Origin of the sequence: Streptomyces glomeratus, assembly GCF_021462825.1 — a bacterium.
GTDB classification, from domain to species: domain Bacteria; phylum Actinomycetota; class Actinomycetes; order Streptomycetales; family Streptomycetaceae; genus Streptomyces; species Streptomyces glomeratus.
Map to the genome: position 1 here is coordinate 1 of NZ_JAKEEB010000083.1, position 4,238 is coordinate 4,238.

Annotated in this window: 4 protein-coding genes; all 4 read right to left on the reverse strand. The window is 67.7% G+C overall.

Annotated elements, in window-relative coordinates; all coding sequences use genetic code 11:
* Window positions 1-88 precede the first annotated feature (88 nt).
* Window positions 89-1,312 (reverse strand): IS701 family transposase, encoded by a 1,224-nt coding sequence (locus LZ604_RS35285; protein WP_234520303.1) that lies wholly within the window; start codon window positions 1,310-1,312, stop codon window positions 89-91.
* A 222-nt stretch (window positions 1,313-1,534) separates the two neighbouring features.
* Window positions 1,535-2,761 carry an acyl-CoA dehydrogenase family protein gene (locus tag LZ604_RS35290; RefSeq protein WP_234520304.1) on the reverse strand — a complete coding sequence of 409 codons (1,227 nt, stop codon included), beginning with the start codon at window positions 2,759-2,761 and terminating at the stop codon, window positions 1,535-1,537.
* A gap of 294 nt (window positions 2,762-3,055) precedes the next feature.
* Window positions 3,056-3,409: a hypothetical protein gene (locus LZ604_RS35295; protein WP_234520305.1), complete on the reverse strand. Its 354-nt coding sequence runs from the start codon at window positions 3,407-3,409 to the stop codon at window positions 3,056-3,058.
* 141 nt (window positions 3,410-3,550) lie between these two features.
* On the reverse strand, window positions 3,551-3,694 hold the full coding sequence (locus LZ604_RS35300) for a hypothetical protein (protein WP_234520306.1): 144 nt from the start codon (window positions 3,692-3,694) through the stop codon (window positions 3,551-3,553).
* Window positions 3,695-4,238: the final 544 nt, after the last annotated feature.

The following is a 4,238-nucleotide window of genomic DNA, read 5'->3' on the forward strand; positions in this document are numbered from 1 at the left end:
ACGAATAACGCCAACGTCGCCCGAACACGGTTCACTTCATGTGCGTCCACACACTCACGGTGCCCCTGAACAAGGTCGACACACAGACCTAACGGAGTCCTACTAGGCGCTGTTCGGTGAGGAAGGCGTGGGCGGCGGTGACCAGGGTGACGTGGTGGTGCCAGCCGGTCCAGGAGCGGCCCTCGAAGTGGTCCAGGCCGAGGCCGTGCTTGAGTTCCCGGTAGTCGTGCTCGATGCGCCAGCGGATCTTCGCCAGGCGGACCAGCTCAGCCACCGCGGTGGATGCGGGCAGGTTGGTCAGCCAGTAGCCGGTGGGTGCTTCGGCGCCTTCGGGCCATTCGACCAGCAGCGTGACCTCGGGCAGGACACCGTCCCAGCAGCCGTCCCGCGCGGTGGCGGCCCGGGCCAGGCGGCGGACTCGGACTCCGGCCGGGCGGACCCGCAGTGCCAGGAAGTGCGAGCGCATCGGTCCGCGGGAGCCTTCACGCCAGGTCACCTCGGTGAAAGCCTGCCGCCCATGGCCGGTCGCCAGCGCGGCCACCGGGGACGGCTTGTCGCGGTAGCGGGGCTGCGGCTTGCGGCCGTTGCCCGACCACAGCGGCGTGACCGGTTCGGCGTCGTGCGGGTGGGCGGTCACATCCGAGCGGACGGCGACGACATAACGGATGCCACGGCCCTCCAGACCGTCGCGGAAGTCGGCGTTCTGACCGTAGCCGGCGTCGGCCACCAGCACCGGCGGGAGAAGGCCCCATCCGGCCAGCTCATCGATGATGTCCAAGGCCAGGCGCCACTTCTCGCGGTGCCCGATCTCCTGCGGAATCCCGGTCTTTCGCCGCCGTGCGGAATCGTCCACCCACTCCTGGGGCACGAACAACCGCCACTGCACCGGACAGGACGCGGCATCGGAGACCGCGTGGACGCTCACCGCGACCTGACAGTTGGCCTGCTTGCCCAGCGCCCCGCAGTACTGAGGCGCGACCGCCACCGACATCTTCCCGTCTTTGGGGAATGACACGTCATCGACCGCCCAGGCAGCCGGGCTGACCTGCGGCACCATCCGCTCGGCGATCCGCCGCTGCACCGGTACTGGATCCCAGGTCGACTGGTTCACGAACTGCTGCAGATTCTGCTCGTTGCCATCCGGCAGCCGCTCTGCCATCGGCTGGATCGACTTCCGCCGCCCGTCCAGCATCAGCCCCCGCAGATAACAGTCACCCTTCGCCCGCTGATCCTTGCGCGGTACCGACGCGAACACGTAAGCCACGAATAACGCCAACTTCGCCCGAGCACGGTTCACTTCATATGCGTCCACACCCCCCACATGCCCCCAACCAGGACCACCAGACAGACCTAACGGAGTTCTACTCGGGGTGTCGTTTGGATCATGCCGGCGTCGCGGGATGCTCGGCCCACAACGACCTGCTCAGCGACGACACGGTCTCCCGGCAGGTCCGCGTCTTCCTGCGGGGCAGCCAGGGCCTGTCCGGCAGTCCCCGCCCGCCCCGCCCTCCGGGCGGACGAAGGGAGTCAGCCTCTACTTGACGAAGGCGCTCATACCGCCGGTGACGGCACGTCCGACGATGAGGGTCTGCATCTGCCGTGTGCCCTCGTACGAGTAGAGGGCCTCCGCGTCGGCGACGAAACGGCCGACGTTGTAGTCGAGAAGGATGCCGTTGCCGCCCAGCAGTTCCCGCGCCCACCCCATGTTTTCGCGCATCAGCGAGGTGCAGTAGGCCTTGGCGAGGGCGGATTGCTCGTCCCGGAACACCCCGGCGTCCTGGAGCTGGGCCAGGCGCACCATCATCCCGCAGCAGGCCGTTGCGTTGCCAATCATCTTCGCCAGCAGGTCCTGAACAAGCTGGAAGCCGCCGATCGGGCGCCCGAACTGCAGGTGCTCCGTGGCGTACTGCAGAGCAATCTCGTAGGCGCCGAACATCACTCCCACCGACACCCATGCCACCGTGCTGCGCATACGGCGCAGGACCTCGGCGGTGGCCTTGAACGACTCCGCATGCCGCAGCCGGTCGGCCTCCGGAACACGGCAGCCGTCGAGCACGATGTCGGCGTTCTGGACGATCCGCAGCGCCATCTTGTTCTTCATCTTCGTCGCGGTGAACCCAGGGGTGTCCTTCTCCACGACAAAGCCGAGCACTTGACTGGATTCGACATCGCGGGCCCAGATGACGACGAGGTCTGCGAAGGTCGCGTTTCCGATCCACCGTTTGGCTCCGTCGAGGACCCATTCGTCTCCCTCGCGGCGCGCGGTCGTCGACAAGCCGCGAGCAACATCGGAGCCACCGTGCGGTTCGGTCAGCCCAAAGGCACCGATTTTCTCAAAGCGGCACATTCCTGGCACCCATCGCCGCTTCTGTTCCTCGGAGCCGAGCGTGAGGATGCTGCTCATGGCCAGCCCCGCATGCACACCGAAGAATGTCGCCAGGGACGCGTCGACGTGGCCGAGCTCCAAGGCTACGAAGCCCTCGAAGAGGTTGCTCGACACGGGCTCCGAGGAGTCCGGGTCGGCCCAGGCCAAGAGACCGAGCTCGCGGAAGCCCTCGATCAGATGGAGGGGGAACTCGCTCCGGGCCCAGTAGTCACTGAGGATCGGGGATGCCTGCGTGCGGAGGAACCCACGTAGGCGCTCGAGCCTCTCCCGCTCCAGGTCCGACAGCAGTTCCTCATAGGCGTAGAAGTCCGCGGGCAGCAGCCCGGCGCCCAGATAGGGGCCGGATGGCGCCGTCGGGGCATCTGTGCTGCTCACCGCATTCTCCCTACAAACGCTGCGGGCCCAGCCCGGTTCGGAGGTCCACGACCGACGACGGTGAGCGCACTCCCGACCCGGCGTTTCGGATTTCTGCCGCCATTGAACAATCTCCCAGGGCCGCTCCCCCGGACCCGCGCTGCTCACGGGCACCGATGTCGTGCGGACCACCCGAGTGGCCCACCGTCGGCCCGACGCGCCGGAGGCCGACGCAGGACCCTTGTAGTGGCCACCGGTGGAGGCGTCTCCTCATGCCTCTGAAAGCTGCAGGTAGACAGACCCAACGGAGTCCCACTAGGCCACTGCGTTGCCGAACACGGCAGTGACCAGCCCGGCGTCTCGGGTGTAGACCCGCATGCGCTGCACGTTCCCGTCGGCGAGCGTGAGGTCGAATGCGGCGGTGCCCATGAAGATGTGCTTGGCCGCGGGGGCGATCGTGGTGGTGGCGAGCGGAATCGTCAACGCGTCCTTGCCGACCTTGGCCTTCCAGGCGGCGTCCGCGGAGTTCGAGAGGCGCAACTCGCCCCACTGTGCCTTGATCCTGCTGTCCGGCGTGACGAACAGTGCACGTACGCGGAGTTCGACGCCCTGGTGGAAGTCGGCCACGTCCTTCGCCGGGCTGATGGGGGCCTTACGGGCAGCGGCCACCCAGCGGAAGAGCGGCGCTGTACTGCCAAAGGATGATCTTGAAGAGATTGTCACGAGCCGCATAGTCGCACCCCGCACACCTGCTCGACAAGCGACGTCAGCCGCAGGCCAAGCCCATCCCGGCCGCCGTCGTGCCGGTGGTCACACCTGTCGTGCGGCGCCTTCGATCTGCGCGTCGCCGAGCGCGGTGCGGCGATACGGCACCGCGCGGCCGGCGCGTGCCCGGGCCAGGAGCCCGGACGCCCGCAGCGCGGCAAGGTGGTCGCCGACAGCGCCGGGAGCCATGCCGAGGCTGCGGGAGAGCTGTGTGATGCTCGCGGGCGTTGCCAGTTCCGTGAGCAGTCGCGCCCGCGGGCGTCCGAGCAGGGGCGGCGAGCGTGGCCCGAACGTCGAGGGAGGGAGCGGTCCGCTCCCAGAGTGTCGCGGTGCCGCGCGCCGGATAGACGAGCGCCTTCGGCCAGGGCGCGCCGTGAGACTCGACGGGCACTTCGGCAGTGAGATCGCGCGGGAACAGTGGGAACGCGAAGGACCCGGGTGGCGTCGCACCATGGAAGCGGGCGATCGCCGTGACCGTGTGTTCGTTCGCCTGGTAGACGAGCGTTACCAAGCTGCCGTAGCGGGAGGGCCGGCGTCCACTCTCGTAGAGTTCCAAGATCGGCCGGACAGGTCCTAGTACTCCAGCAGCGTTTTGCTATCTGGCCTGGGCAGAGGCATCGTCGGGAGTGTAGTTGGCTGCTGGCACGTCAGGGGCGGTCTTGCCGGACCACCCCTCCAACGAATGACATCGAGAACTGTCTGCGCGGTGATGAGGGCAGCCTCCCCGCGTGAT

Excerpts from the sequence above, each read along its gene's own strand:
- LZ604_RS35300 (WP_234520306.1), bottom strand. The coding sequence starts at position 3,694 with ATGGCTCCCGGCGCTGTCGGCGACCACCTTGCCGCGCTGCGGGCGTCC.